At 63.7% G+C, this 25,790-nt stretch carries 23 protein-coding genes, 4 pseudogenes and 2 riboswitches; of the genes and pseudogenes, 10 read left to right on the forward strand and 17 right to left on the reverse strand.

What is annotated here, in order from left to right; all coding sequences use genetic code 11:
• Positions 1-14 precede the first annotated feature (14 nt).
• The 3 genes and pseudogenes from ACF0H6_RS10015 to ACF0H6_RS10025 form a co-directional block, all read right to left on the reverse strand.
• Positions 15-941 (reverse strand): cytosine permease, encoded by a 927-nt coding sequence (locus ACF0H6_RS10015; RefSeq protein ID WP_395249468.1) that lies wholly within the window; start codon positions 939-941, stop codon positions 15-17.
• A 91-nt stretch (positions 942-1,032) separates the two neighbouring features.
• Positions 1,033-1,596: pseudogene (locus ACF0H6_RS10020) on the reverse strand (cytosine permease); the annotation flags it as partial.
• A gap of 97 nt (positions 1,597-1,693) precedes the next feature.
• A complete protein-coding gene (locus tag ACF0H6_RS10025; protein ID WP_395249469.1) occupies positions 1,694-2,794 on the reverse strand; it encodes an FAD-dependent oxidoreductase in 1,101 nt (366 codons plus the stop codon).
• A 112-nt stretch (positions 2,795-2,906) separates the two neighbouring features.
• Between ACF0H6_RS10025 and ACF0H6_RS10030 the strand changes: the two genes are divergently transcribed.
• Complete coding sequence (locus ACF0H6_RS10030; protein ID WP_395249470.1) at positions 2,907-3,356, forward strand: MarR family winged helix-turn-helix transcriptional regulator; 450 nt, start codon at positions 2,907-2,909, stop codon at positions 3,354-3,356.
• 4 nt (positions 3,357-3,360) lie between these two features.
• On the opposite strand, the gene cls is transcribed toward ACF0H6_RS10030, so the two are convergent.
• On the reverse strand, positions 3,361-4,833 hold the full coding sequence (gene cls, locus ACF0H6_RS10035; protein WP_395249471.1) for a cardiolipin synthase: 1,473 nt from the start codon (positions 4,831-4,833) through the stop codon (positions 3,361-3,363).
• 98 nt (positions 4,834-4,931) lie between these two features.
• Here cls and ACF0H6_RS10040 point away from each other — a divergent pair.
• Positions 4,932-5,875 (forward strand): annotated as a pseudogene (locus ACF0H6_RS10040) (aminodeoxychorismate lyase).
• A 27-nt stretch (positions 5,876-5,902) separates the two neighbouring features.
• Here ACF0H6_RS10040 and ACF0H6_RS10045 read toward each other — a convergent pair.
• Complete coding sequence (locus ACF0H6_RS10045) at positions 5,903-6,397, reverse strand: DinB family protein (RefSeq protein WP_395249472.1); 495 nt, start codon at positions 6,395-6,397, stop codon at positions 5,903-5,905.
• Positions 6,398-6,613: 216 nt separating this feature from the next.
• Positions 6,614-6,991 (reverse strand): hypothetical protein, encoded by a 378-nt coding sequence (locus ACF0H6_RS10050; protein ID WP_395249473.1) that lies wholly within the window; start codon positions 6,989-6,991, stop codon positions 6,614-6,616.
• A gap of 265 nt (positions 6,992-7,256) precedes the next feature.
• Between ACF0H6_RS10050 and ACF0H6_RS10055 the strand changes: the two genes are divergently transcribed.
• The 4 genes and pseudogenes from ACF0H6_RS10055 (at position 7,257) to ACF0H6_RS10070 (ending at position 9,751) form a co-directional block, all read left to right on the forward strand.
• On the forward strand, positions 7,257-7,616 hold the full coding sequence (locus ACF0H6_RS10055; protein WP_395249474.1) for a hypothetical protein: 360 nt from the start codon (positions 7,257-7,259) through the stop codon (positions 7,614-7,616).
• A 113-nt stretch (positions 7,617-7,729) separates the two neighbouring features.
• Positions 7,730-7,842: riboswitch (SAM riboswitch) on the forward strand.
• Positions 7,843-7,855: 13 nt separating this feature from the next.
• Positions 7,856-8,125 (forward strand): DUF1737 domain-containing protein, encoded by a 270-nt coding sequence (locus tag ACF0H6_RS10060; protein ID WP_395249475.1) that lies wholly within the window; start codon positions 7,856-7,858, stop codon positions 8,123-8,125.
• Positions 8,122-8,541 (forward strand): rhodanese-like domain-containing protein, encoded by a 420-nt coding sequence (locus ACF0H6_RS10065; RefSeq protein WP_395249476.1) that lies wholly within the window; start codon positions 8,122-8,124, stop codon positions 8,539-8,541. The genes ACF0H6_RS10060 and ACF0H6_RS10065 overlap by 4 nt, the downstream gene beginning before the upstream one ends.
• Positions 8,542-9,751 (forward strand): annotated as a pseudogene (locus ACF0H6_RS10070) (O-succinylhomoserine sulfhydrylase).
• Here ACF0H6_RS10070 and ACF0H6_RS10075 read toward each other — a convergent pair.
• Complete coding sequence (locus tag ACF0H6_RS10075) at positions 9,748-11,016, reverse strand: glutamate--cysteine ligase (RefSeq protein ID WP_395249477.1); 1,269 nt, start codon at positions 11,014-11,016, stop codon at positions 9,748-9,750. The pseudogene ACF0H6_RS10070 and the gene ACF0H6_RS10075 sit on opposite strands and share 4 nt — an antisense overlap.
• Before the next feature lie 220 nt (positions 11,017-11,236).
• On the opposite strand from ACF0H6_RS10075, the gene ACF0H6_RS10080 reads away from it, so the two are divergent.
• Positions 11,237-12,061, forward strand: a complete 825-nt coding sequence (locus tag ACF0H6_RS10080) for an endonuclease domain-containing protein (RefSeq protein WP_395249478.1) — start codon at positions 11,237-11,239, stop codon at positions 12,059-12,061.
• 108 nt (positions 12,062-12,169) lie between these two features.
• Here the strand turns inward: ACF0H6_RS10080 and ACF0H6_RS10085 are convergent, their stop codons facing one another.
• Positions 12,170-13,693, reverse strand: a complete 1,524-nt coding sequence (locus ACF0H6_RS10085) for a UDP-N-acetylglucosamine 1-carboxyvinyltransferase (RefSeq protein WP_395249479.1) — start codon at positions 13,691-13,693, stop codon at positions 12,170-12,172.
• Between the two features lie 329 nt (positions 13,694-14,022).
• Between ACF0H6_RS10085 and ACF0H6_RS10090 the strand changes: the two genes are divergently transcribed.
• Entirely contained in the window at positions 14,023-14,481 is a 459-nt protein-coding gene (locus tag ACF0H6_RS10090) for a GNAT family N-acetyltransferase (RefSeq protein ID WP_395249480.1), read from the forward strand.
• Here the strand turns inward: ACF0H6_RS10090 and ACF0H6_RS10095 are convergent.
• From ACF0H6_RS10095 to ACF0H6_RS10105, 3 genes are read right to left on the reverse strand one after another with little or no spacing between them, the layout of a single operon-like run.
• Positions 14,478-15,284 (reverse strand): energy-coupling factor transporter transmembrane component T family protein, encoded by an 807-nt coding sequence (locus ACF0H6_RS10095; protein ID WP_395249481.1) that lies wholly within the window; start codon positions 15,282-15,284, stop codon positions 14,478-14,480. The two genes, ACF0H6_RS10090 and ACF0H6_RS10095, sit on opposite strands and share 4 nt — an antisense overlap.
• Positions 15,281-16,870, reverse strand: a complete 1,590-nt coding sequence (locus ACF0H6_RS10100; protein ID WP_395249482.1) for an ABC transporter ATP-binding protein — start codon at positions 16,868-16,870, stop codon at positions 15,281-15,283. Before ACF0H6_RS10100 ends, ACF0H6_RS10095 begins: the two co-directional genes overlap by 4 nt.
• Positions 16,870-17,499, reverse strand: coding sequence for an ECF transporter S component (locus ACF0H6_RS10105; RefSeq protein WP_395249483.1), 630 nt, complete (start codon positions 17,497-17,499; stop codon positions 16,870-16,872). The genes ACF0H6_RS10100 and ACF0H6_RS10105 overlap by 1 nt, the downstream gene beginning before the upstream one ends.
• A 74-nt stretch (positions 17,500-17,573) precedes the next feature.
• A riboswitch (TPP riboswitch) is annotated at positions 17,574-17,710 on the reverse strand.
• Positions 17,711-17,963: 253 nt separating this feature from the next.
• Between ACF0H6_RS10105 and ACF0H6_RS10110 the strand changes: the two genes are divergently transcribed.
• Complete coding sequence (locus ACF0H6_RS10110) at positions 17,964-18,818, forward strand: NUDIX hydrolase (protein ID WP_395249484.1); 855 nt, start codon at positions 17,964-17,966, stop codon at positions 18,816-18,818.
• 96 nt (positions 18,819-18,914) lie between these two features.
• Positions 18,915-19,175, forward strand: a complete 261-nt coding sequence (locus ACF0H6_RS10115) for a DUF4235 domain-containing protein (protein ID WP_395249485.1) — start codon at positions 18,915-18,917, stop codon at positions 19,173-19,175.
• Positions 19,176-19,271: 96 nt separating this feature from the next.
• On the opposite strand, the gene mnhG is transcribed toward ACF0H6_RS10115, so the two are convergent.
• The 6 genes and pseudogenes from mnhG to ACF0H6_RS10145 form a co-directional block, all read right to left on the reverse strand.
• Positions 19,272-19,712 (reverse strand): monovalent cation/H(+) antiporter subunit G, encoded by a 441-nt coding sequence (gene mnhG, locus ACF0H6_RS10120; protein ID WP_395249486.1) that lies wholly within the window; start codon positions 19,710-19,712, stop codon positions 19,272-19,274.
• A complete protein-coding gene (locus tag ACF0H6_RS10125; protein ID WP_395249487.1) occupies positions 19,702-19,980 on the reverse strand; it encodes a monovalent cation/H+ antiporter complex subunit F in 279 nt (92 codons plus the stop codon). Before ACF0H6_RS10125 ends, mnhG begins: the two co-directional genes overlap by 11 nt.
• Positions 19,977-20,543 carry a Na+/H+ antiporter subunit E gene (locus ACF0H6_RS10130; protein ID WP_395249488.1) on the reverse strand — a complete coding sequence of 189 codons (567 nt, stop codon included), beginning with the start codon at positions 20,541-20,543 and terminating at the stop codon, positions 19,977-19,979. The genes ACF0H6_RS10125 and ACF0H6_RS10130 overlap by 4 nt, the downstream gene beginning before the upstream one ends.
• Positions 20,540-22,135 (reverse strand): Na+/H+ antiporter subunit D, encoded by a 1,596-nt coding sequence (locus ACF0H6_RS10135; protein WP_395249489.1) that lies wholly within the window; start codon positions 22,133-22,135, stop codon positions 20,540-20,542. Before ACF0H6_RS10135 ends, ACF0H6_RS10130 begins: the two co-directional genes overlap by 4 nt.
• A complete protein-coding gene (locus ACF0H6_RS10140; protein WP_395249490.1) occupies positions 22,132-22,587 on the reverse strand; it encodes a Na(+)/H(+) antiporter subunit C in 456 nt (151 codons plus the stop codon). Before ACF0H6_RS10140 ends, ACF0H6_RS10135 begins: the two co-directional genes overlap by 4 nt.
• Positions 22,584-25,663: pseudogene (locus tag ACF0H6_RS10145) on the reverse strand (Na+/H+ antiporter subunit A). Before ACF0H6_RS10145 ends, ACF0H6_RS10140 begins: the two are co-directional and overlap by 4 nt.
• Between the last annotated feature and the right edge of the window lie 127 nt (positions 25,664-25,790).

Consider the following 25,790-nt stretch of genomic DNA (forward strand, 5'->3'; position numbering starts at 1 on the left):
CCACAAACTCGCGGTCAGTCGTGTTCCTCCGTGCGTGCACGGACCGTCCGGGGATCGTTGCGGGTGATCGCGTAGTAGATCAGGCTGGCCAGGATGGCCCCCACAAACCAGGAATACGGGCCTAAACCCGAGCCTCCCGGCAAGAACCCCTGCAGCCCGGGCACCAGGGCCATGACACCCGCGACGACGGCGGCCGGGACCAGCGCGGCGACCGCCTTGAGGTTCCAGCCCTTGGTGTAGAAGTAGAGGCCTTTCTCGTCCTCGTGGTACAGGTCCGAGACCTTGCAGCGCTGGTGGCGGATGCGGAAGAAATCGGTGAAAATGACGCCAAACAAAGGGCCAAGGAGCGCGCCCAGGCCGCCCAGGAAGTACACGATCACTACGGGACTGCTGAAGAGGTTCCAGGGCAGGATCACGATTGCGAGCACCGCGCTGATGAGGCCGCCGCGGCGGAAATCGATCCGATGCGGGGCAACATTGGCGAGGTCGTAGGAGGCCGAGACGAAGTTGGCCACCACGTTGATGCCGATCGTGGCCACCACAAAGGTGATGGCGGCGATGATGGTGATCCACGGGTTTTTGATGGCCTGGACGATCGCCACGGGATCAGTGATGACCTTGAACATATCCTGGCCGCTGTACTGGTCTGTTGTGAAGTAGGACGCTGCGCCCGCTGTGACAACCACTGTGACAAGGGCGAAGGCAATGAAGTTCACAGGGAGGCCCCAGAAGTTGCCGCGCAGGATAGTCCTGCGGTCCGGCGAGAACCGGGAGAAATCGCAAAAGTTCAGGAGCAGCGCGGAGAAGTAAGTGACCGTCAAGGCGATGGCCGAGAAGAACTGGGTCAGCGCGGCGGGACCGTCCAAGGGAGCGACACCGGGGATCGAAAGGCTGAACTTGTCGCCCGCCTGCGTCAGGATGTAGACCGCGAGCGCGAACATGGCGACCCAAATGGCGGGACCTGCCCAGTCCGTGGAATTTCCGGACCGTCTCCATGCCTCTCCGGATGACCAGCAGCTGGACCGCCCAGAGGACCAGGAAAGCGGCCCAACCGATCGGCGTCAGGCCAAGGATGCGCGGCACGTTCGGACCGTCAAGCGGCGTGAGCCCGGGCCATACCGAAAACAGCAGCACCAGCACCGCTTCCGATGCGAGCCAGGTCTGGATGCCGTACCAGGCAATGGCAATGAGTGCCCGGATCAGCGCTGCCAGGTTGGCGCCGAAGAGCCCGAAGGACATCCTGGCCAAGACGGGGTACGGGACGCCGGTCTTCTGTCCCGCTGTCCCCGCGAAGTTCATGAGGAAATACACCAGGGTAATGCCAAGGACCAAGGCTAGGAAGACCTGCCAGCCCACCAGGCCCGTGATGAAGAGACCTGCGGCGAAGGTGTAACCGGCGATACTGTGGACGTCGCACATCCAGAGGGCGAAGAGGCTGCGGACCTTCCAGTTCCGTTGCCGGGCAGGCGCCAGATCAGCGTTCCACAGCCGGTCGCTGACTAATCGCCCCTCGGCCAGGATTCGAACTTTTTCCGGATATTCGTCACCCGCCTCGGGTGGCGCCTGCACAGCCGGCGACTCGTTTTTCCGCGCCATGATGCCTCCGAAGAACGCTTCCAAACATGCTTGGAATTACAGAATCGCCCCATCACGGCCGGAATGAAAGCCCCGACGGCGGTGTGCCCATGTGCGTTCAAGCGTTGAGGTTCAGCATCTCCACGTAGCGGTCGATCATCATGTGTTGACCCTTGATCTGGGAGATCAGCTCCGGGCTGGCGATCTCGCCGTCGGGCAGCTGTCCAGAACCGCCGGACGGCCCCAACGGCAGGATGATGACGGGCCTCGACGGCGTGTAAGCGGATAGTTCCGCGGAGCCCTCAATCTGGGCTTGGACGTTTGTGGCAACCACTGCGGCCTCGCGTCCGGCGACGCCGGCCTTGTTCACGTCGATCGCCGATATGTCGCCCAAGGCGTAGACGTTCTCGAAGCCCACCACGCGGAGCTCGGGGGTGACGTCCAGATAGCCCTCGGCGGTCCGTGCAGCCAGGAGGTCTCCCGCCACATAGTCCGTCTGCGGGGCTATTCCATAGCAACGGAACCAGATGTCCGCCTCGATAGCAGTACCGGCCGTAGTTTTGACAGTAAAGATGGAGAATTCACCCGCAGGGACCGGAGGCAACTCCACCAACGGATTCCCCAGAATTCGCCGCACGCCGAGTTCATCCAGCTGCCGGTTGACCTCAATCCGCAGCCGTGGATCGTACGGCCCGGGAAGGATGTCCGGCGCCATGTCCACCATCACAATGTCCTTGTCCGGCCATGCCGCCGCGATCTCGCCCGCAAATTCAAGGCCCACAGCCCCGCCGCCGAGCAGCATCACCCTATTGGCGCGTTTGAGGTCATGATGTGCGGCTTGGTAGCGGGCGATGGCGTCAGTGGTGACCAATCGATCACTCTTGGCCGGGAACGGGTAGCTGGAACCGCTTGCGAGAACAATGTAGTCCGGCGTCAGGCTGGCACCCGAAGCCAACTCGACTGTGTGCCCGTTCACTCGAACAGCGCGGTCACGGAGTACCTCACCGTGGGCCAGCAAGCGGTCGTAGGGAAGGAACATCCGCGGCAGGAAATCGGGTTGGACCACGGATCGGAGAGCCGCAATGTTGTGTACGAAAGCGTCCTTGGGCTCTACCAAGGTAACCATCGCGTGTTCGTCTAGGGCCTTGGCTACGGAGATCCCACCGTAGCCTCCGCCGATAACCACCACAGTGGGTTGCTGCGGAGCCTGGTTGTTCATGGCAACTCCTTAGATAGAAAGCTCACGCTGCTCGACTCGTGCCGCTCAGATCGTTTATGAATCACAACGATTTCCAATCATCAATAATTTCCTCAGTGATAGGATTTTGCTGATGACTTCTTCGGCAGCGGGAAAGCAACTGGGGTTTCTCTTGGCGCGCCACGGGCGGATCATGAATACGCGCCTCCGCCAAGCACTGGACTCCTCCGGGCTCAGCCCGAGGCATGCGGTGCTGTTATGCCGGCTTGACGAGTCCGGGCCGCTCAGTCAGCAGGGCCTGATCGATATCCTCTCGATCGACGCGAGCGGACTGGTGGCGGTCCTGAACGACCTTGAACGCGAAGGGCTGGCGGAACGACGCCGCGATCCCGCGGACCGTCGTCGCCATATCGTTGAAATCACGGCGGAAGGCAAGCGCGCGGTGGCGTCGATCGAAGTTGCGGTGGCCGACGTCGAGCAGGAGGCCTTTGCCGGGTTCTCAGCCGATGAGCTCCAGCAACTCCATGGGTTGCTGTCGAGGATCCATGCCGAACCTGCGGACGAGGACTGCGCCGAGGACTGAGTCCCTACTGCAGGGTGGCGGTCAATCGCGCCACGTTGTCCACGTACTTGGCAAGCATCGGCCGGTGCAGCCAATCCTGCAGGGACAGCTCGCGGCACATCTCCCGGTAGCTCGACTCAACGGAGCGCATGCTGTCTACTGCCTTGGCACCCAAGAGCATCACGGACACCTCCATGTTGAGCGAGAAGGAGCGCATGTCCATATTGCTTGAGCCAAGGACCGCTACCTCGTCGTCGATTGTGAAGTGCTTGGCGTGCAGCACATACGGTGCGCGGTACAGGTAGATCCGCACCCCGGCCTCCAACAATGCCTCGTAATAGGAGCGCTGTGCATGGTGGACCAGGAACTGATCCCCCTTCTCGGAAACGAAAAGTTCCACGTCCACGCCGCGCTGGGCCGCCGTCGTAATTGCGTAGAGCAGCGAATCGTCCGGCACGAAGTACGGGCTGCAGATCGAGATCCGGTGCTGCGCCGAGTAAATCAACGTGTTGAAGAGCCGCAGGTTGTTTTCCGTGACAAACCCCGGGCCGCTGGGGACCACTTGTGCCGTTATCCCGCCCGCGATCTCCTGGGGCGAGACCCGCAGCTGGTATTCGAGGGATTCGTCGGTTTCGCTGAGCCAATCGGTGGCAAAGACCACGTTGAGGGTAGCCACGATGGGCCCCTCCATGCGGGCCATGAGCTCCACCCATTTGCGGCCCGCGCGGCGGTGCTTCGGGTTGTTATAGGAGGGCTCAATCAGGTTCTGGGATCCAGTGAAGGCAATTTCGCCGTCGATCACCAGGATTTTCCGGTGGTTGCGCAAATCCGGGCGGCGCCACTGACCGTGGATTGGCAACAAAGGCAACATACGCCGCCACTGGATCTGGCTGCGCTTGAGCCTTCGGACGAGCCTTCGGTAGCCAGGGATTCGCAGGGTGCCGATGTGGTCGAAGAGGAGCCGGACGTTCACTCCACGGGCGGCCGCGTTTTCCAACTCGGTGAGGAGCTCGTCCGTGACGAAGTCGCTGCTCATGATGTAGAACTCTGCGTTGACGAAGCTTTGTGCTTCCCTGACTGCCTCTGCCATGGCCTTGATCGATTCCTGGTAACCCGGGATCAGTTCCACGGAGTTGCCGTCCACCATTGGCAGCGAGCCGAGGCGCTTGTTCAGCTCGCCTGCAGACTTCACCCATTCGGGACCCGAATACTTGCTGACGACGTCGATGAGCGCCGAAGTGCCGGCACGCACCCTTTCGTTGACTTCCTCTTGCTGCTCACGACGGCGGCGGGACAAGCGGAAATTGCCGAACAGCAAGAAAAGGACGAAACCGACGGATGGAACGAGGAAGACGGCGAGGAGCCAGGCCATGGCCGTGGTGGGACGGCGATTTCCGGGGATGACACCCAGCAAAACGATGCGCAGGATGATTTCGACGACGGCCCATGCGCTGAGGAGCCAGGCCCACTCCACCCCGAATTGAAAAGGAAACAGCACTCGGCAAACCCCCGCGGTCAAAGAACTAACAGTCAGCACAGCCTATCGGCCCCGCCGCAGCTGACCGCTTGTCCCGTGGGCCGCACTAAGCTGGAAGCATGACTTTTCCTGCCTCGACGATCCTTGTTTTCGCTGGATCCAGCGTTCGAAAACGGCCGTATCGCCGATTCCAGCCAGCCGCAGCTGATGGCCACGGACCTCGGTGCCACCCGAGGTGACGGCGTCTTTGAGTCGCTGCTCGCCGTCGAGGGCCGGGCACGGAAGGTGCAGGCACACCTGAACAGGCTTGGGAGCTCAGCCCGCGCGCTGGACCTCAACATTCCGGAGCAAGACGTCTGGCGCCGTGCGATCGATACCGCGATCACCGAGTTCCGCGACTCCTTCCCGGCGCCAAGCGCGGCGGAGGACGAAGTAGTGGTCAAGCTCCTGGTGACCCGCGGCGTGGAAGGCTCCTCGACTCCGACGTGCTGGATCCAGGCTTCGCCGTCACCCGCGGGCAGTCGCCGGCAGCGCGAGACGGGCATCGACGTCGTACTCCTTGACCGCGGCTTCGACACGGAGGCAGGCGAGCGCGCCCCGTGGTTGCTGCTCGGCGCCAAGACGCTTTCCTACGCTGTGAACATGGCCGCGCTGCGGTACGCGCGCAAGCAAGGTGCCGACGACGCCATCTTCACCTCCACAGACGGCCGCGTCGCTGGAGGGGCCAACGTCCACCGTTTTGCTGGCGCATGTTGAAACGCTCGACGACGGCGCTGGCTCCGTGCGGACCATCAAGCGCCTCATTACTCCGCAGCTGGACAGCGGCATCCTGCCGGGCACCTCCCAAGACGCCTTGTTCACGAAGGCGAAGGCGGCCGGTTGGGAGCTTGGCTACGGCCCGTTGGTTCCGGAAGACCTGTTCGACGCCGACGCCGTGTGGCTGATCTCGAGCATCCGGCTCATCGCGCCGGTCAATCACGTGGATGGCAAGGAGATCGGCACCCCGGCAATGCGCAAGCAGCTCACGGCCGAGCTTAACGAGCTGTTCGCGGGGATCGAGTAGGCGCTTCCCCGTCCTTACGCGGCGACCTTACGCGGTGAGTTGCTCCCGCAGGATGTCTGCGTGCCCGCAGTGTTGGGCAAGCTCACGAAGCATGTGGAGGTAGACCCAGCGCAGTGGAAGCGGACCGCGTCGGTTCCCGTTGAGCATGTCGTCGAGGCCCAAGGATGAGGCCGCAAGTCGCGATGCCTCGCATGCCTCGCGGTGTGCCTGCTGGATTGTGGCGATGGTGTCTTCGTCGTCGAGGATAAACGACTCGTCCGGCGTTGCAGGGATGCCGATCTCGGCACGGGACCGGCGGGTGATCGCTTCGTCGAACCATACTTTCTCGACGAAGATGGCGTGCTTCACCAGACCCAACAAGGTGGTCCGGGAAGGCACCAACGAGCGTCGCACCTGTTCCTCGGTCAAGCCGTTCAAACTGTCATGGAGCAAACGCCGGTGCTCGTTGAGGAACGCCTCGAATTGGGTCCGGATGGGCTGGTTAATGACGTCCTCGGCAGACGCCACGGGAAGAGAAGTCATGCGTGGAGTATCCCAAGAAGGGCGCCCCGGGGCAATCCACCGAAGTCAGGCTTTTGTGCTGATCACCGGTGTGCTCATTGGCCACCAGCCGTGATCCTCGCCGCGGCTGCCCCTGCCGACCCGGTGGAGGGGCCTGTATTGACCCGCATCGCCAGGATCTGGACCACGACGAATCCGGGCTGCAACTCAACGACGCGGGCGTAGGGAACGGAACAGTCAATCGTCAGCTCCTGCGGTGCGAGGCCGGTCCTCGGATACCTGGCCGATGACCAGGAGAGCATTCGAGGCGCCGATACAAGAAGCCGAAACGGTGTACGAGCCGGCAGTCTCCACAATGGCAGACTTTCTGATCCCGCTGCTTGAGCCTGACGCGGTGCCGGAGTCCTCCAGGAGCACTGCCCCGGTGGCCGTCCCGAGCAGCTTCTTTACCGCAACAAGGTTGGTGGCATCGAGCGCCAACGTCGCCTCGTCCTTGGTGGGCAACGGGGTCCGGGGCTGGGAACTCCGCGCAGGCCCGGCAACCGGACCGCCGGCGTCGGTATATTCACAACCGGACATACTTGCGGCCAGCAGCAACGCGGTCAGTAACACCACAGTTTTGGTTCCCCCACGACCCAACATGGATCCGAGTGTAGCCTCCGGAACTGCGCCCGTCAGCTTCCAAACTGACCGCGAGTTGGGGCAGGTGAGACCCCTGAGTCTCTTGTGTCGCCATGGCGGCAGTAGTTAACTAGTTGCGGTTGGGTCTGCTGGCCGGATGAGAACGTCTGATGCGCCGGTTCTGGGGCCGGCGCATCAGGCTATTAAGAAAGCGTCTCGCCCATTCCACAACGGGGCCTGAGTCCGTAGGGTAATCGGCATGAGCATTTACATCAGCCCCGACTCAGCTGCATGGTCGCTAACAGCCATGGCAACTGCCGCGTCGGCCGGATCAATCGATGATGCGAATGGCATGTCCAACCTGGTACAGGAAATCTACGAGACAGAAGGTTTCGAAGCCCTGTCCGGGGTGGTCTTTGCCTTAGCTCATCACAACAGTCTTTCGCTTCATGCTTTGGCCACGGCCACCGGGATTTCCGTGCACGAATTGCTCGAAATGCGAAGGCATCAGGGATCCACGTTCCATCATTCACCTTCCACAGCCACACCCGGGATGGAAGCGATGACACGCCAAATCCAGCCGAGCCTGGAACCGCTACCGAGTGAAACCGAGGCCTAGCCCCCAGTACGCACCGTACGGATCCCGTGCCCGGGCGAAGCTGCCGCCCCGGTTACGGAACATGACGACGGCCGGTGATGCAGGCCGCCGTCGTGGATGTTACTTTTTTCTTGAGTAATGAGCACCAGCGCAAAGCCCTGACTTGCTGGTCGGCAACCCTCTCTCCGGCGGGGTGCCTCAGGTGACTACTCGGCGTATCGACATTTTCGAACTGCAAGCGTGACTGAGGAGCACCAGCAATGCCTGAACCCACTAAAGAAAAACTCTCGTACCGTCTCATCACGGGCCCTGACACGCAGGAATTCTGCGAGCGGATCTCCACTGCCCTCGCGGAGGGCTATGTGCTGCACGGCAGCCCGGCCGCCACTTTCGACGGCACGGAGGTGATTGTGGCGCAGGCCATCGTCCTGCCCGCCGCGATCGCCAGCGCGGACGCTGCAGTTGCGACTGCAGTTGATGAACTGGACAGCCAGCTGGATGAAGAGTTCGACGGCGAGGGCCACGCGTGAGCTACGCAGGCGACCTCAGTCCGCACGACGCCTGGACCAAGCTGGAGCAAGGCGCCATCCTGGTGGACGTCCGCACCGAAGCCGAGTGGGCCCACATCGGCATTCCGGCGACCGCATCCGCGAACAACGAGCTAAACGATCCCCTCTTCATCCAGTGGAACCTGGCTGGCGGAATCCCCAACTCACGTTTCATCGAAGAGCTGACAAAGCAGGCTCCACAGGCGGATGGCATCGAGCTGGTCTTCCTGTGCCGCTCAGGCCAGCGTTCCATTGCCGCGGCCATCGCCGCAACGCAGGCCGGCTACACCGCCTACAACGTCCTGGAGGGCTTCGAAGGCGAGCCCGACCGCTACGGGGAGCGCACCGTGAACGGCTGGAAAAACCGCGGACTACCGACGAACCTGGGGAACATCTAAGTGACTTTCAATCCTGACGCCGCCAGCTGGAGCCCTGACACCCAGGCAGTCCGCGGCGGCCTTGACCGCACCAATTTCCAGGAAACGGCAGAGCCGATCTTCCTGAACTCCGGCTTCGTCTACGAGTCCGCCGCAGCTGCCGAGCGAGCTTTCACGGGCGAGGACGAGCGCTTCGTCTACTCCCGCTACGGCAACCCCTCAGTGGCCACCTTCCAGGAACGGCTCCGCCTGCTCGAAGGCACCGAAGCGTGCTTCGCGACGGCGTCGGGCATGTCGGCAGTCTTCACCGCCTTGGGTGCGCTGCTGGCCGCCGGTGATCGGGTGGTTGCCGCCCGTTCGCTCTTCGGTTCCTGCTTCGTCATCCTCAACGAGATCCTGCCACGCTGGGGCGTCGAGACGGTCTTCGTTGACGGACCGGATCTTGAGCAGTGGCGCGCCGCCTTGTCGGTGCCGACCACGGCAGTCTTCTTCGAATCGCCGTCGAACCCCATGCAGGAGATCGTGGACATCGCCGCGGTCAGCGAGCTGGCCCACGCTGCGGGCGCCACGGTCGTCGTCGACAATGTCTTCGCCACGCCCCTGCTGCAGCGTTGCGGCGATCTTGGCGCGGACGTGATCGTCTACTCGGGCACCAAACACATTGATGGTCAGGGCCGGGTCATCGGCGGAGCAATCCTGGGCACCAAGGAGTTCATCGACGGCCCCGTCAAGCAGCTCATGCGGCACACCGGGCCCTCGCTCTCCGCGTTCAACGCCTGGGTGCTCACCAAGGGCCTCGAAACCATGGCACTGCGCGTGAACCACTCCTCCACATCCGCGCTACGGATCGCCGAATGGCTCGAGGAACAGCCAGCCATTAGCTGGGTCAAGTATCCGCTGCTGAAATCCCACCCGCAGTTCGAGCTCGCCGCGAAACAGATGAAGGCCGGCGGCACCGTGCTGACGTTCGAGCTGCTCCCCTCTGAGGGGCGCTCGGCGAAAGAGGCTGCCTTCACGCTGCTGGACGGCCTCGCGGTCATCGACATCTCGAACAACCTCGGCGACTCCAAGTCCCTTATCACCCACCCCGCCACCACCACGCACCGGGCCATGGGTCCGGAAGGCCGCGCGGCCATCGGCCTGAGCGACGGCGTCGTTCGGCTTTCCGTGGGCCCTGGAGGATGTGGACGACCTGATCCGGGCCCTGGAGCGGGCCCTCAAGCAGGTCTAGCTCTGCGCTGCCCGCCAATCCGGGCGCACCCAGGTGAGCACGGGTTGCGGTTTGGTGTCGCTCTCGTCCTTCTCGGACCGCGTGGTGATCTGGACGGCGTGCTCGACGACGGCGGCGAGCCCGGCGGCGTCGGGCGCGTCACCGTTGCTCTCGCTCCAGCGCTCGGCGACCGCGCGCTGTTCGATCGCGCCGTTGCCGCGGTTCAGAATGGCCGAGATGCCGGCCTCCACCAAGTCGAATTCACCCTGCTCAGCCAGGACCGGCTGCAGATACTCCACCAGAGACCAGACGACGTCGGCCGCAGGCTCGGGCCGAAAGGTGCCAAAGTCCAGCAACTCGCCGCGCAATCCAAAGTTGCTGGCCTGCCACGACGCCATCCGTAAGAGTGCGGTGGGCACTACCGCTGGCTCCATGCCGGCATGGTATTCGCGGACAGAAGTCTCCACCAGGGCCCTGACCAACACCGCGATCAGCGCCGCGTCCTCGGCCCGGAGGCAGACATCGGCCACCCGGACCTCGACAGTGGGAACGTGCCGGGACAGCCTCGCGTCGAAGTAGACCATGCCTTCATCCAGTAGCACCCCCGTTTCAATGAGCCTTTTGACTACGCTCCGATACGAACCCAAGGAACCGAAGACGGCATACGGCCCCGACGACGGCCAGCGGTTCCACGCTTGGGTCCGGTAGCTCTCGAAACCGGTCGACATCCCCCGCCAATACGGGGAATTTGCGCTGATGGCTGTGAGGACCGCGAGCTTGTCCCGGATTTGGTCCAGGACCACCACGCCTTCCTCGGGCGACGCGACTGATGTGTGGACGTGGAATCCGCAAGTAAGTTGTTCGTGGACCGTGATGCCGAAACGTTCGAGCATGATGGCGTACCGGGGATCCGGAGTGGTGTGGCTTGCGGTGTCCACGGGGGATGTGGCCAACGCCGCGATCCTTGCGCCGTTGCGCCGCGCGGCGTGGCTCGCGAGACCCCGTCCCCTGCGGATCTGGTGCAAAAGTTCAGCATAGCTGCGGCATGGCCGGGTCTGGGTCTCGATCTGCTCAAGCTTGAGTTCGTGGCTGAGGCCGGTATCGGTATCGGGGCCATCCATGTCCTCAGGGCTGAAAGCTTCGTTGGAGGGGGCGCTCAGGGTGGGGCTGTCTTGGGCTTGTTCTTCCCGCGGCACACCCGAAAGGAGCGCGTCGGCAAGGGCCAGTGGCTCGCCGGTCACGGGATCGACGATCAGCAACTCCTCTTCCACACCAAAAGTGCGCACGGATCCATTGTGCGCTATAGCGGCCTTGCGTAGACAGAGGCGGGCTGGGGGTTCCCGACGGATTCTGCTGGATCATTCATGCCATCTGAAAGGCGTGCCCCCATTTTCCGGGCCTGCAGGAGCGCCAACCCGGGGATGATCCAGCAGAATCTCGGTCGATTCATCCACATAGCCCACATTCCTTGGCGCTTCAGGGGTCATTCCGTGGCTAGCTGGATCCATGGATGCCTTGGAATATCTGACTTCGGTGGGCGGTGTCGCCCGGGTGGGTCTGCTTCGCGCGAACGGCTATGCGCCTTCGGCTATCCGCAAGCTGGCCTCCGCTGGCGGCCACCAACCACGCAAAGGCGTGTGGGCCATCCCATCAGCGGATCCGGAATACCTCACTGCCATCCTTAACAACGGGCATCTCACCTGTGGAAGTGCAGCAACACGGTATGGCCTCTGGATCAAGGACAAGCCCGGCCGTGTCCATTTGGCCACGAGGCACTGCCGGGGCAGGGGCTTCGTCCGGCATGGAGGCCTCCGCCTGCCCCTGGAGAACTCAGTTCCCGTGGCCTCCGTGGAAGACACGGTCATTCATGCGCTGACCTGTTTGCCCGAAGTTGATGCCATTTCGATCGCGCAATCGGCCATGCAGCAGTTCGGCGTGCCTCTGGCCATGCTCGAAAGCGAGATCCCTGCCAACTACTACGGGAACGCCCGGAGGCTTCTGGCCAAGGCCGATTTCCTCTCCGAATCGGTGCCCGAGATCAGTGCCCGCCTTCTGTTCGAATCCGAAGGCCTGACGTTCCGCCGTCAAGTCAAGATTCGAGGGGTGGGACGCGTCGACTTTCTGATTGGCCGGCGCCTCATTGTTGAAGTCAATGGCTACGCCTTTCACAGCTCGCGCGAGGCATGGAGAAAAGACATGGCACGCCTGAACGCGGCACAGCTACGTGGTTTCGTCCTCCTGAGCTTCGCACCGGAGACAATCTGGAACAACCCGGAGCACGTGATGGAGGAAATCCGTGCTGTTCTGGCCCGGGACGACCAACCCCGGTGACGGGTGGCGATGCATTCTGCTGGATCATCGCCGAAGGCTGGGAGGTACGTCCCCTAGTTTTCGGGGCGAGAGCGCGGGCCGGTCCGGATGATCCAGCAGAATGTGCCGTTAGTCCTGGAAGTACTCGATTTTGGCACCGATGGTGTTGAGGCGCTCGGCCAGGTCCTCATATCCGCGTTCGATCACGTAGATGTTGCGCAACTCGGACGTGCCACGGGCCGCGAGCATGGCCAACAGCAGGCAAGCGGCCGGGCGGAGCGCCGGAGGGCAGCCGATTTCCGCGCCACGCCATTTAGTGGGCCCGTTGACGTAGATGCGGTGCGGGTCGAGGAGTTGCACCTGGGCGCCAAGCTTGTTGAGCTCGGTCAGGTAGATGGCCCGGTTCTCGTAGACCCAGTCGTGGATCATGGTCTGGCCCTCGGCATTGCCGGCGATGACCGCGAAGAACGGCAGGTTGTCGATGTTCAGCCCCGGGAACGGCATCGGGTGGATTTTGTCCTCCGGCGCGCGCAGCCGTGATGGCTTGGTGGTGACGTCCACCAGACGGGTCCGTCCGTTGCGTGCAAAGTACTCGCCGGAGATGTCCAATTGCTGGCCCATCTGCTCGAGCGTGGCCAGTTCGATCTCCATGAACTCAATGGGGACACGGCAGACAGTCACTTCCGAGTTGGTCACGATGCCCGCGGTAATCAGGCTCATGGCCTCGATGGGGTCTTCGGACGGGAAGTACTCGATGTCGACGTCGATCGCCGGACGTCCGGTGATCCGCAACGTCGTGGTCCCGACGCCGTCGATCACCACGCCGAGTCCTTGAAGGTAGAAGCAGAGGTCTTGCACCATGTAATTGGGGCTCGCGTTGCGGATCACGGTGGTACCGCTGCGGTGGGCGGCGGCCATGATGGCGTTCTCCGTCACGGTGTCGCCGCGCTCCGTGAGCACGAAGGTTCGGTGGTCGCCGTCGGCCGGTGGTGCTTGAACGGAGTAGAAGCCGGACTTGGCTTCGACCGCGAGTCCGAATTGTCGCAGCGCCTGCATGTGCGGCTCCACGGTTCGAGTCCCAAGATCGCAACCGCCGGCATACGGCAGCTGGTACGTGCCCGCCTCATCGAGAAGCGGGCCGAGCAGCATGATGACGCTTCGGGTCCGTCGCGCCGCTTCCACGTCCATGGAGGCGAGGTCCAGGGTCTCCGGGCGCCGGATGCTCAGATCGTTGCCATTGAGCCAGGTGCACTCGACGCCGATTGAAGTCAAAACCTCCACAATCCGGTTGACTTCTTCGATCCGGGCAAGCCGGCGCAAGGTAGTGGTGCCGCGGTTGATGAGGCTCGCGCAGAGGAGTGCGACGCCGGCATTCTTACTGCTGTTGACATCCACCGATCCAGACAGCGTGCGGCCGCCCTCCACGCGCAGGTGGGTCATCTGCCGTTTGCCGACTTTGACGATGGTGCGCCCGAAGATGGACTCAAGGCGTTCGATCATGCGCAGACTCAGATTCTGCTTGCCCTGTTCCATGCGGGCAATGGCGCTTTGGCTGGTGCCCAGCTCCGATGCGAGCTGTCCCTGCGTCCAGCCCTTTTCGCCACGAGCGTCGCGGAGAAGGTGACCTACATGTTCGGCAGTCGGTTGCGTCATGACCAATAAATATCACAAATGATCTATTTGAATCCATTTTTGGTGTGCAACACGCCGTATTTGCCGAATAATAGTCGTTTTGCGCATAAATTTCAGAGACAGTACCTCGTGAATTGGAACCATCCCTGGGCCTGCAGAATTCCCAGCGTGCGGAACACGGAGCCTCGCCAATCATTGACATGACCACAGCTGCTGGGGAAGGCTCAGCCGAATGACAGCAAGCGGGTTCGCCAACTACGCGCCCAGGGCGCCCATGGAGCTGCGAGCATCCACCGCTTGAAGCTGACGTCCGCCCGGCCGCGCACTTGGACATCGAGCGCATCCGTGACATGGAGGCAAAAGCGGGCCGCACCATTCCTGAGGCTAGAACGCTGGCAGCAGCCATCGGCGACGACACCCGCCTGGTGGTGGTCGCCGTCGTACGCAGAGCGGTTGCGGTCAGATCGGACGGCGAGGAAGATGTTCTCGGCTGGGGCAAGACCCATTTCTGGGACTATGCCGACGGCTCCGCCCCGAGTGGCCACTATCTGGGCGGCCTCAGCGTTCGGCCCGATTGGCGACGCCACGGCATCGGCACTATTCTGACCCAAGCCAGGCTGGACTGGATTTGGCGGCGCGCGTCGGAAGCCTGGTACGTGGTCGACGCTTCCAACCTCGCGTCAATCGATCTGCATCGTGGGTGGGGGTTCAGGGAAGTAGCCAGAGCGCCGAGCTTTCACACCACAAAGTTCGACGGCGGCGAGGGCGCCCTTATGCGGGCACCCCGCCCCGGAACGGCGACTTATTAGTTGGCCTGCTTCAGCCAGACGAAGTGCCACGTCCCCGCCCATTGGGCCGCGAGCACGGCCGCGACGGCGATGAACACCCCGCCGGCCAGAACCCAGACGTCCAGCCGGCTGTACGTGGATTCGCGGGCCCAAGTCCGCCTGCCGCGGCCGAATCCACGAGCCTCCATGGTCACGGCCAGACGGGAAGCCCGTCGGATCGCCTGCACCAGCAGGCCGAAGCTTTGGCCCAGCATCGCCCTAAACCGTTGAGCGGGGCTCCCGTGTGAGCCAACTCCCCGCGCCCGCCGCGCCATGCCGATAGTCTGCCACTCCTCCGCCATGAGCCCCACGAGTCGCAGCGCGGCCAAAGTGCCCAGGACAAAACGGTGCGGCAGTTTCGCTTTCTGCGCCAAGGCATCGGCGAGGTCGGTCGGGTCCGTGCAGCTCATCAGCAGGATGGCCGGCATGGCGATCGCAAGGCCACGCAGCATGAAACCTAGCCCTAACTGCAGCGAGCCTTCGCTGATAGACCAGATCCCGACGTCAAACAGTACCCTGCCGCTGTGCGCAGAGAGGATCGCCGTACTCCAGCCACCAAGTGCCGCCGCGATAATCAAGGGCCAGCCGCGCTGCCACACCAAACGCAGAGTCAGTCCCGCGAGGGGAAACAAGGCCAGCTCGCCGAGGAGCGCCGTCGAAGCGGACACCCAGTCAATGGACAGGGCCAGCACCAGGGTGATCAGGAAGACGGACGCAAACTTGGCCAGCGGATTCGCCCGCGTGAGGAGCGCGTGATTGCCACTCAGGGTCACTGCATTCCTCATGCCGCACCCGCCTCCTGACGCGCGCTGCCTTGAATCGCAGGCTCGAACCGCATCTCGGTTCCGCCCAGCACGGAGCTGAACTCCCTGTCGTGAGTCACCGAAACCACGGAAGTACCGGCGTCGAGCAATTCGGACAAGAATGACGCCAGCTCGGCCCACGTGTTGGCATCCTGTCCGAAGGTCGGTTCGTCCAGCACCAGCACGCGCGGATGCGCGGCAAGCACGGTGGCCACGGACAGCCGTCGCTTCTCGCCGCCGGAGAGCGTGTACGGATTGGCGTCCACCAAATGGCTCAGGCGCAGCCGTTCCAGCAACTCGTCCACACGCTCCTCGCCGTGGCCGAGGTGCTTGGGGCCGAACATGAGCTCGTCCAGCACCCGGCCCGTCACGAATTGGTGCTCCGGCTCCTGGAAGACGGTCCCGATACGCGAGATCAGCTGTTCGGCCTTCCAAGTGAAGGGATCGACGCCGACGCCCGCGTGAAGTCCGACGGCGGCAGTCACCGAGCCGGAGACCGGCGCCAACAGTCCGGCAAGGGTCAGGGCGAACGTGGATTTTCCGGCGCCATTGGGACCCGTGATCGTCAGTGCCTGCCCCGCAAGCACTTCGGCGTCGAGTCCGGTTTGCACGGGGATAGGGGGGACCGTTTTGAGCCCGCGACGGCGCGCCCGTTCGCGGGAGACTGCCAGATCCTGGGTGGCGAGCAGCAGCTCTCCCCCGACTGCCGATCCGACTGCCGATCCGTCCGCCGCCCGGGAACGTGGCCGGGTGGCGGGCACATAGGCGGGAACCCACACGCCTGCAGCAGTGAGCATGTCCCTTGCTTGCGTCAGTACGGTCTCCGGATCGCCGTCCAGGAGCACAGCGGGCGTCGAGCCACCCTCGGCGGAACTGCCCGGCTGCAGGACCACGATCCGGTCCACGAGGTCTTTCCATACCGAGACCCGGTGCTCAACTACAACGAGCGTGGCTCCGGTTTTGTCCAAGCAGCGTCCCACGGCGTCGCGGACCTCCAGCACCCCGGCGGGGTCCAGGTTGGCGGTGGGCTCATCCAGGAGGACCAAGCCCGGCCGCATCGCCAGGATGCCGGCAAGCGCGAGGCGTTGCTTCTGCCCGCCGGACAGGGCCGACGTCGGGTGGTCGAGCGCGAAGCCGCCGCCTGCGCTGGTCCTCAGCCCGACGTCGTCGAGCGCTTCGTGGACCCTCGTCCAGATCTCCTCCCGCGGCACGCAAAGATTCTCGGCGCCGAAGGCGACATCATCGCCCAGCCGCGAGAGCACCACCTGGGTCTCGGGGTCCTGCTGCATGAGTCCCGCACGGCCCCGTCGGGAACGAGGCGAAGCGCCGTCCACCAGCAAACTGCCGGTCTCGTCGGCGTCGTCCCCCTCCTCGCCCAACACCCCCGCGAGGGCATGCAAAAGTGTCGACTTGCCCGCGCCCGATGGGCCGAGCAGCAACACCCGTTCACCGGGACGGATGTCCAACTCCAAGCCTTGGATGGCCTGTGTAGTGCGGCCGGCATGCCGCCAGCCCCATCCTTGGGCCGTGACAGCGGCCGGCCGCACGCCGGCATGGGAACTGGGCATTAGGAGAAGACGGGCTCCGAAGCGGCCTTACGGGACGCGAACGAGCCCAACACACCGGTTTTGGCGAGGCCGCGGGTGGCGATCCACGCCAGCGCGCCGGCAATGACGGCACCGGAAATCGTGCAGAACACAATGTAGGCCAGCTTGTCACCGGCTTCCCAGGCGATGTTCCAGCCCCACGGCAGGAAGGAATCGTTGAGCCCGCAGAACAGACCTGCACCGGCCCCGGCCAGCAGGGACACCGGCAGGTTGAACTTCTTGTACATGAATGCGAGGAAGATGAGTTCCGCGCCGAGTCCCTGGAGCAGTCCGGACATCAGCACCGTGGTGCCGTACTGGTTACCCATGATGAGCTCGCTGACGGCGGCAACGGTTTCGCAGAAAATCGCGGCACCGGGCTTGCGGACAATGAGCATGCCCAGAACAGCCGGGATCATCCAGCCGCCGGCGATCAGGCCGCCGAGAGGCGGGTAGGTAGCGGTCGCGGGCGTGACGACCAATGCCATCTGGTCCCAAGCCCAGAAGATCACGCCGCCGGCGATGGCGACCAGAGCCGCCACCACGATGTCCACCACGCGCCAGTTGTAACCGGGCTTGGTGAGGGCCGCCTTTGCAGAAATACCAGTCATTTTGTCCTCCTGAGGAACAGGAGGGGAAAGTGTTTCCGGTTTTCCTTCGAGCGGCTTGCGCCTCCGGTTCCGGACACTATGAGAACTCGACTCCCTTGCGCCGGTACTAGCCGGATCAGGTTCGAGGGTCTGCGGCTGTCCGCACTCTCAGCGCCCGTCCTCCGTGCCGCATTGCTGCAAGCCCGACGGCGGCGCTCCCCTGTCGTTATCAATCCACCCTTTTGGGCGTGGTTCAGTTTACACCTTGGCGGGGTTGCGGGCGCTTTGTTTGCGCGCGCTGAGCGGTCACAAAGGACGGAGAGCGACACATTCTGCTGGATCATTCGCCGTCCGAGCGCGAGCCGGCCTGAGGTGGCGCGGGCAAGTGGCGAAACTGGGAGAATGATCAAGCAGAATCGAACGCGCGGCATCCCCAGCTCCGCGGGCGGGCAGCAAGCGGGCGGCAGGCGGGCAAAGGAGCGGTCTTGACAGGCATTGGCGAAGCGAACACCACGGTGGCCGAACCTAGGCTCGCGGCGAGCGTGATCCTGATCCGCGATGCCGCACATCCCCCGGATCCTGTAGATCCCGCAGATCCAGCGGCTCTGGCAGGACCAGCACATCCCGCGGCTCTGGCAGGACCAGCACATCCCGCGGCTCTGGCAGGACCAGCACATCCCGCGGATCTGGCAGGACCAGCACATCCCGCAGGACCAGCACATCCCGCGGGCCGCGGGCTGGAGGTGTTCGTGCAGCATCGAGTGTCCACCATGGATTTTGCCGCGGGCATGGTGGTCTTCCCCGGCGGACGCGTGGACCAAGCGGACAGCGCCGGCTGGGACTTCACGGACGACATCGTCGAGCAGCATGCCGCCGCGTGGCACCGGAGCAGTATTGCCGCCGAGCCCTCGTTAGCCCGGCACAACGCCGGCCGGGTGCTCGCGGCCGCGCAACGCGAGGTGTTCGAAGAGGCCGGGCTGAAGCTCGACGCAGCCACCCTCCGCCCGTGGGCCAACTGGGTCACCCCGGAGGACCAGCCCAAGCGCTTCGACACATACTTCTACGTTGCCTGCCCGGCTTCGGGTGCAGAGCCACAGCACCAGACAACGGAAGCGTCGTCGTCTCAGTGGATGCCGGTCCGCGGAATCCTTGACGCCGAGGCCGCAGGGACTCTCAAGCTCATGCCGCCCACCCTGGCGCTGCTGGACGAACTTCTGACTCTCGGCGCGGTGGAGGCGGTCCTGGCCGAAAGGCGCGACATCGTTCCGGTGCGCCCGAAGCCCGGAGCCCTGGAGGAGTTCTTCCGGCTCAGGCGCCAACCCCCATCCGTGGCTCCCTAAAGGCCCCGTTGGGCGCTGAAACGGCCGGTGGGTTGCAATCGATAAAGTCGGGTTAGGCTGGGGTCGGTCCTGTTTCCTCCCGCAAGGAGTCCCGCAATGAACCTCGTCTTCAAACTGCTCGGTGCCGGTGTAGGCATCGGCGCTGGCATTGTCGGTAGCAAGATCGTCAACGCAGTGTGGGAAAAGACCACGGGCAACAAGCCTCCCAAGGGCCACGACGATATGGAAGCAAGCCTGCGTTCGGCCCTGACTTTTGCCTTGATTTCATCGACTGTCAGCGCCGTCATCCAGGTCCTCGCTGGCCGCAGCACTCAGCGCGCGATCTCGCGCTTCAACAAGACCCCGGAAGTCGTCTAGCGCGGCTCGCCGCCACCCCCGGCGGGGGCTCCGTTCCGGAAGTCGTCTAGCGCGGCTCGCCGCCACCCCCGGCGGGGGCTCCGTTCCGGAAGTCGTCTAGCGCGGCTCGCCGCCACCCCCGGCGGGGGGCGACGCGGGGCGGGCCTCTTCAGCCTTCTCGGCGGCCCGCTCACCGGCCGCCCGCAGCACCACAGCCTCGAGTTCGTCCGCGCTGAGAAATTCGGGGTGGAGGTGCTTGGTCCTGTATCCCGCGCGGCCCACCATGTGGGCCGACACAGGCACGGTCAGCAGCTGGAAAATCCACGCGACCAAGAGAACGGGCCACACCCACCACTCGCGCATCTGCAGCCCGATAGCCGCCAAGACAAGGAACAGCCCCAGCACTTGCGGCTTGGTAGCGGCATGCATGCGGCTCATCAGGTCCGGGAAGCGCAACAGGCCGATTGCCGCGCCCAATGACATCAGCGCGCCAACAATCAGCAATACGGCGGTAACGGCATCGATCACGGCGTCGGCTCCGGTGGCATTAGGAGTCATTGACTTGCCCTCTCCGATCGGCCACGAAGCGGGCAACCGTCACGGAACCGATAAAGCCGATGAGCGCCAGCGCGACCAGCAACACGAGGTTGTTCAAGTGCCTGTTGACGGCCATGTCGATGGCCAGCGCGGCGCTCAGGATCGCAAGCAGCACATCCGAGGCCAGCACTCTGTCCAGCAATGACGGTCCGACGGCGATCCTATAGATCGCTCCGGCCGCCGCGAGGCTGAGAATCACCGCCGTAACAATCAGCACGATGTCTTTCACGAGCCAGCTCCCCTCGTTGCAGGCCAGCCTTCGGCCTGGAGCGCATCCATTTCCTCGCGTGTACCCATAATCCGGATCAGCCCGGCCTCAGTGTCCTGGACTTCCCGGCGAAGTTTGGCGAGGTCGGTCTCGTTGCGGACGTTGAGCCCGTGAATGTAGAGCGTAGACGTGGAGCGGTCTACTTCCACCACCAGGGACCCCGGAATCAGCGAAATCACGTGGCCTGTAGCGGTCACCATGAGGTCGGAACGGCTCCGCAATGGAACGGCGACGACGGCGTTTGTCACCGCTGGCCCGCGGAAGATCGCCAGGTACATGACCTGGATACTCGCGGCCACCACCTTGCCCAGGAACACCACCACAAAAGGAATGGCGCGCAACACATTGAAGCGTCCGCTGAGCTCCACGGGAGGCAGGTAAAAGACCCTTGCCACCACCACCGCGATCAACGCACCGAACACGAGATTGCCCGGGCTGAAGTCCCGCCAAAGCGCGCCCCAGACCACCACCAGCCAGACCAGCAGGGGCAGCTCGGTGCGGAAGGAAATCCGTTTGCGGCTCACTTGCCACCTCCCTGCACCAGCGCCGGCGCTCCGCCTAGTGGCGCAGCGATCCCCGGAACCGCGGCCTTGTCGCCCAGCACGGAGCGGATATATGCAGTACGGTCCAACATCTGTTCCGCGGAGTTCCCGGCCAACTGGAACAGCGGACCGGCAAAGACTGTCAACGCTACGCCAAAGACCACCAACGCGGCGGTTGGCCCCACCATGGTGCGCGGAAGCAGACCGACCCCTACGGTGTCCTTCAGGACCGGGTCCGGGTACTCCGCGTCCTCGGGTTTCCGCCAGAATGCGCGGTTCCAGACGCGGGCAATCGCCAGCAACGTCAAAAGGCTGGTGATCACGCCACCCACCACCAGGGTGATGGCCAGGGGCGTCCCCAGCGCGACACCTGCCTGCAGCAGCCCTAGCTTCCCCAGGAACCCCGAGAAGGGCGGAATCCCAGCGAGGTTCATGGCCGGAATGAAGAACAGGAGCGCAAGGAGCGGAGAGAGCTTGGCGAGTCCACCCAGCCTGTCCATGGACGAGCTGCCACCACGGCGCTCGATCAGGCCCGTCACCAGGAACAGGCTCGTTTGGACAGTGATGTGGTGGGCTACGTAGAACACGGCCGCCGCAAGGCCCGCGATCGAGGACATGGCGATGCCGAAAACCATATAGCCGATATGGCTGACCAACGTGAAGGAGAGTAAACGCTTGATGTCGCTCTGGGCTATGGCGCCAAGGATGCCCACCAGCATCGTGAGGAGCGCCACCACCATCAGAGGGGTATTCAACGTGTCCCCCGGAAACAGGAGGGTCTCCGTGCGGACCATGGCGTAAACGCCCACTTTCGTGAGCAAACCGGCGAACACGGCGGTGACAGGAGCCGGCGCGGTGGGATACGAGTCAGGCAGCCAGAAGGACAGCGGGAAGACTGCTGCCTTGATGCCGAAAGCCACAAGCAGCATGACGTGGAGCAGGTTCCTGGTACCCGGATCCACTTCCCCAAGCTTGATGGCGAGGTCGGCCATGTTGATGGTTCCGGTGGCGCCGTAAATCATCGCAATAGCAATCAGGAACAACACCGAGGAAACCACGGAGACCACCACATAGGTAACTCCGGCACGGATCCGCGGGCCGGTTCCGCCCAGCGTCATCAACACATAGCTCGCGGTCAACAGGATCTCGAAGCCGACGTACAAGTTGAAGAGATCGCCCGTGAGGAAGGCGTTGGAAACGCCGGCCACCAAGATCAGGTATGTCGGGTGGAAGATCGACACGGGTGCCTCGCGGTCGCCGTCGGCCATGCCTTGCCCGGTGGCATAGATCAACACGGCGAGGCTGACGACGGAGGAGACCACCAGCATGAGCGAAGAGAACTGGTCCACCACCATCACCACACCCCACGGGGGCACCCAACCACCCAGGGTGACGGATGCCGTACCGCTGGTCCACACCGAGGCCAGGAGGAAGCATTCCAGGAGCAGGGTGAGGGATAAGAGCCCGATACTCACCGTGCGTTGCGCACGGGGGTTCCTGTTGAGCGCGAACGTCAGGGCGGCACCAAGGATGGGAAGTACGACGGCGAGCGGCGCCAGGCTGGCGATATTCACTCGGGGCCTCCTTCCTCGGCGTCTGCCGAAATTGTTGTGACGGGGAACTCCGACGTTTCTTCGGGCACCACGGAGTCGTCCTCGGCGTCAAAGCTGGGTGTCTTGGCCACGCGGCGGTCTTCGGCGTCGTCCTGGATATCGTCCTGACGTGCCAGCGCCCAGGTCCGGTAGATGATGCCGAGCATGAATGCCGTCACCGCGAAGGAAATCACGATCGAGGTCAGGATCAACGCTTGAGGCAAGGGATCGTTGTAGTCGCGCGGATCTGTCGCCTTGTCGAATAGCGGAGCAAGTCCGGCATATCCGCCCGTTGCCAAGATCAGCAGGTTGGTTGCGTTGGCCAGGAGCATGAGTCCCAGCAAGACGCGGGTCAGGCTGCGTTCCAGGATCAAATAGATTCCGCAGGCATAGAGCACGCCCATGACGATCAACAGGGTCAGGTTGACGCTCATTCGGTCCCCTTCCCCTGCGCAGAAGCAGTGGCAGTGGAGGCTTCGGACCGGGCCACTCCGGAACCTCCGGTGTCTCTGCTGGCGGTCTCTTCAAAGTGTTCGTCGATCTCGGCTCCCAGGCTGCGCAAAACGTCCAGGCCAGGCCCACCACCACGAGGTACACTCCGATGTCGAAGATCGTGGACGTGACGAATTTGATGTCGCCGAACAATGGCAACCAGAACTCGATGATTGCGGTTTGGAACACCTGGCCGCCCAGGAGCAACGGCACGAAACCCGCCGCGGCCGCCGTCGCGAGGCCGGTTCCGAGCAACATGCCGGCGCTGATCGGTGCGGCTTCCCGCAGCTCGAAGCGTCCGCCAGCCAGGTAGCGGATGGTCAGTGCCAGTCCGGCCGTGAGTCCGCCGGCGAAGCCTCCGCCCGGAAGATTGTGGCCCGCCAGCAGCAGGTACACGGAGAAGACGATCATCGAGTGGAAAATCAGGCGAGTGACCACTTCGAAGATGATGGACCGGCGCTCGGGAGCCAGGGTCCGGCCAGCCACGAGCCAAGGATCCGCCAGGGAACCCGCGAACTTTCGGACGAGTGCCAGCGAGGCGTCCTCCCGGGAACTGCCCCCGACGGGGCGGTGGCGCCCCACGGTCCCTTCGGGCACCGTCGCTGCCTTGTTGATCCGCTCACCGCGGCTGCGGACAAAGATCAAGCTCGCGACGCCGGTAGCGGCAACAGCCAGCACCGAGATCTCGCCGAAGGTGTCCCACGCCCTGATATCAACGAGCGTCACGTTGACCACATTGAGGCCGCCGCCGCCTTCGTAAGCCAGCCGGGGGAACGAAAGGGACACGGGATCCGCGATTCGCGCACCCATCGCGTAGATCGCCACGAAGATCATGGTGACTCCGAATGCCACGCCGATGATGACGCGAACCACCCGGTACTTCCCGCCGGTACGGTCGCGGAGCTCGGGAGGGAGGCTGCGCATCGCGAGGACAAAGGCCACCAGGATGATGGTCTCAACGAGCATCTGGGTCAGGGCTAGGTCTGGGGCGCCCTGCAACGCGAACATCAACGCGATGCCGTAGCCGGTGACGGACACCATCAGCACCGCGAGGAAGCGTTTGTTGGCGCGAACGGCGGCCAGCGCACCGACGACGATTCCGGCCCCGGCGATCAGCTGGAGGGGCGAGTTCGGGTCGATCAGGTAGAGGCCGCCCGGAAGGGGTTTGTTGGCCACAATCAGCGCGGTCAACGGGACGGCGAAAGCCACCGTGAGAATGACTGTCAGGTAGAAGAAGAGGGAACCGCGTTGCGTGCGCCCCGTGACCCAAACAGCGACGTCGTCGAGCGCACCGATGGTGCGTCGATATGCCCGGTCGCCGTCCACCCAGTCCGGGACCCGGCTCTGCGCAAGGGACACGAAGTTGCGGCCATAGAACATCACGACGCCGGCCGCGAACGTTATGGCGGTGAGGCCCAAGGCGGGCGTCAATCCGTGCCACAACGCGAGGTGGCTGGCGCCGCCCGAGCCGGCGCCGGCGTCGTTGGTTCCGGCGCCGTGACCGGCGAAAAGGGCGGCATACGGCTGAATCCAGGCGTCAACGGAAGCCGGCCACAGGCCGTACGCGCCCGTAAGCAGGCTCAGGATGGCGGGCGCCGCCAGGAACGCCGGCTGGACGGCTTTGAACGGCGTCCGTTCTACGCCCGGTTTCGTGGCGAACGCACCCCACATGAAGCGGGCGCTGTAGGCGAAGGTGAGGATTGACCCCAGCACCAAACCCACCAGGAGGATCAGCCCCCACGGCTGCGTGGCGGGGGCCGTGCCGTAGTGGACAAACGCTTCGAACACCGATTCCTTGGCCACGAAGCCCGCCAAGGGTGGAACTCCGGCCATGGATGCGGCGGCGATGCCGGCCACAATGGCGAGCGCCCTCGAGGACTTGTACACCCCGGAGAGCTTGCGGATGTCGCGGGTGCCGGATTGATGGTCGATGATGCCCACCACCAGGAACAGGGCGGCCTTGAAGAGTCCGTGGGCCAGCAGGAGCGCTAGTCCTGCGAGCGCCGCGTCGGCCTGTCCGAGGCCAACCACCATAGTGAGGAAGCCGAGTTGGCTCACGGTGCCGTACGCAAGGATGAGCTTGATGTCGGTCTGCCGCAACGCCCGGTAGCCGCCCACCAGCATGGTGGCGAGCCCCAGCCCGAGCACCAGGGGCAACCAGTACGGGCTTTCACTGAAGCCCGGAGCCATGCGGGCCACAATGTAGATACCGGCCTTCACCATGGCTGCAGCGTGCAGGTAAGCGCTCACCGGCGTGGGAGCGGCCATGGCGCCGGGGAGCCAGAAGTGGAACGGGACCAGCGCTGATTTGGTGATCGCACCTACCAGGATGAGTACGACGGCGGCAGCAACAGCACCCTGAGTCGGTCCGGCGATGAGGGTGGCGGCCTCCGCCATGATCGCCGAAATCCGGTATGTTCCGGCCGTTTGGCCCAGAACGATGAGGCCAACGAGCATGGCCAAGCCACCTGCCGTGGTGACGATGAGCGCCTGCAAGGCCGAGCGTCGGGCGGCAAGGCGGGTGCGCGCGTAGCCAATCAACAGATACGACAGGACCGTGGTGAGTTCCCAGAAGATAAACATCATGAGGAGGTCGTCCGCGGTCACCAGCCCGAACATCGCTCCCGCGAAGGCAAGGAGTTGGGCGCCGAATCCGCCGAGATCAGCATCCTTGTTCTTGAAGTACCGGGCACAATAGACCAGAACCAAGGCCCCGACGCCCAGGACCAGCAAGGACATCACCCAGGCAAGGACGTCCATGCGGAAGGCAAACTCGAGCTTGAGGTTTGGAATCCACGGGAGCGATTCTTCGATGAAGCCACCGGTGGAACCGGAACCAGCGCCACTGCCTGAACCTGCAGCGCTGCCGGGATAGATCCGGTCAAACTGCAGAAGCAGCCACACGAAGGCGCTGGCGGGAACCGCCGCGAGGACATAGAAGGCATTCCGCTGGAGTGTCCGGAAGATCCAGGGCGCCACAGTTGCCGCTGCAAAGGTCACGGCGAGAACTGTGATCACTGGAATCTCCGCAAAGTCAGGAATGAGTTGTCAAAAGTTGGAGCAGGCGGTCAAACGTTGGGTTCGGTGTGAAGGTAGTTTATCAACCGGCCATGACAAAAATCTTCCATGTCCACGTGGCACAGCT

Source organism: Arthrobacter sp. NA-172 (genome assembly GCF_043952055.1).
In the GTDB taxonomy this organism is placed as follows: Bacteria; Actinomycetota; Actinomycetes; order Actinomycetales; family Micrococcaceae; genus Arthrobacter.